The following is a 2,247-nucleotide window of genomic DNA, read 5'->3' as shown; positions in this document are numbered from 1 at the left end:
GCCTTCGAGGCCAACGACGTTGATGGTGGCGTCGCTGGTGATGCGGTCACCGTCGATGGCGGTATCGTCGGCCAGCGTTGCCGTGGGCGTAGCCGGGATCTCGGTATCGATGCTCAACGAGAATTCGTTGCTGGCTCCTGAGGCGTTGCCGGCGGCGTCCATCGCCATGGCAGTAAAAGTGGTTTCGCCGTCGGCGAGGGCGTCCATGTCATCCGGCGTGAACGACCAGTTGCCGTCACCGTCAGCAAGGGCGGTGCCGATCTGGACACCGTTGGCCGAAATCGTAACCGTGGCATTAGCCTCGGCGCTGCCGGTCAGTGTCGGCGTGGCGTCGTTGGTGCTGTCGCCATCGACGAGCGCCCCGGCCGGGTCGACATCGTCGGTGGCGCTGTCGATGGTGGGTGCGTCCGGTATGCCGGTATCGACCGTCAGCGTGAACGAATTGCTCGCTCCGGATGTATTGTCGTTGTCATCGGTCGCGATCGCGGTGAAGACGGCGTCGCCTTCCGGCAGTGCATCGACCAGGGCGTAAGACCAGTTGCCCTGATCATCGGCAGTGACCGAACCAAGCTCGGCACCATTGAGTGAAATAGCGACCGTGCTGCCGGCTTCCGCCGTGCCTTGCAGTACGGGAAGCGGGTCGTTGGTACTGTCGCCGTCGGCGAGATCGTCGGTCTGCGGAGCGACATCGTCGACCGCGAACTCGATAGTCGGTGGGGCGGGCGGGGTGACGTCATTGAGATCCGCGTCGACGGTAGTGCTGGTGGACGGCCCGACATTGCCGGCGGCATCGGTTGCCGTGGCGTTGACCACGGTGGCGTCTGTCAGCGGTGTCTCCGGGGAGAACGACCAATTGCCCTGGGCGCCGGCAGTCGCTGTCCCGATCACGTTATTATCGACAGTCAATGTGATCGTGGCACCGGCCTCGGCAGTACCCGTGATCGGCGAGCCGTCGGTGGCGTCCAGCGTCGGCGCGGCGGGCGCCTGGGTATCCACCGTCAAGGTGAATTCGGTGCTGACCGGTGAGACATTGCCCGCAGCATCGGTGGCCCGGGCGGAGAAAGAGTAGTCGCCGTCGTCGAGTGTGTCGGGGGTGAATTCCCAATTGCCGTCGGCATCCGCGGTAACGCTGGTGAGCTCCGTACCGTTCTGGAAGATGGTCACCGTGGTATTGGCTTCGGCGGTACCGGCCAGTGTCGGGGTCGTATCGTTGGTTGCATCGCCATCCGCGAGCTCGCCAGTGATCGGCGCAACATCGTCACTGGCGCTGACGATGGTCGGTGCCGCCGGATCGGTCTGGTCGACCGTAATCGGCCCCAGGCTACCGACATCACTGGTATTGCCGGCAGCATCGGTCTGGCGCACCAGGATGTCGCCATCGGCGTAAGTCGACACATCCAGCTCGAAGCGGCTACCGGCCCCCGTGGTCCAACTGATGCCAGCGTCGGTAGAGTACTCCCAGGTTGAACCCGACTCGAGACCGGCCACATTGACCGTGGTATCGCTAGTGATACCGTCTTCCGCACTCTCGCCAGTGTCGTTGGCCAGTGTGGGTATCGGAGCCGCGGGGTCGGTGGTATCCACCATCAGCGTGAAGGTAGGGCTGGCCGGGGAGACGTTGCCCGCGGTATCGGTGGCTGTGGCGGTAAAGTCCACATTGCCATCGGGCAGGGCGTTCGCGTCGTCGATAGCGAATGACCAGTTGCCGTCATCGTCGGCATCGGCAGTGCCGATCTGCGTGCCATTGGCGAGGATCGCCACCGTGGCATTGGCTTCGGCGGTGCCGGTCAGTGTCGGCGTGGCGTCGTTGGTGCTGTCGCCATCGCCGAGCGTGCCGGTCGGATCGATGTCATCGGTGGCGCTGTCGATAACTGGTGCCACTGGATCGGTGACATCGATGCTGACCGCGCCGAGGTTACCCACCCCGCTGGTGTTGCCGGCGGCATCGGTCTGACGTACCTGCACGGCGTCGGCGGCATAGTCGCCTTCCGGCAGTTCGAAGCTGGCACCCATGCCGGTCGTCCAGCTATCGCCGCCATCGGTGGAATATTCCCAAGTTGCCCCGCCTTCGAGGCCACCGACGTTGATGGTGGCGTCGCGGGAGATGCCGTCACCGTCGATGGCGGTATCGTCGGCCAGCGTTGCGGTCGGGGCATCGGGCGCAGCCGTATCGAGCGTGGTGGTATCGGTGACCGTGCCGGTGTTGCCGGCGGCATCGGTCACGGAGAGGGTGGCTGTCAGTTCGCC

General features: G+C 64.7%; 1 protein-coding gene. It reads right to left on the bottom strand.

Annotation, left to right across the window (positions count from 1 at the left end):
- A partial coding sequence (locus DOM36_RS19900; RefSeq protein WP_198651355.1) for an Ig-like domain-containing protein occupies positions 1 to 2,247 on the bottom strand: 2,247 nt, incomplete at both ends.

Origin of the sequence: Salinicola sp. CPA57, from assembly GCF_003206035.1 — a bacterium.
Taxonomy (GTDB): domain Bacteria; phylum Pseudomonadota; class Gammaproteobacteria; order Pseudomonadales; family Halomonadaceae; genus Salinicola; species Salinicola socius.
The sequence above is the reverse complement of the archived record's forward strand: the minus strand, read 5'-3'. Positions and strand labels throughout refer to the sequence as shown.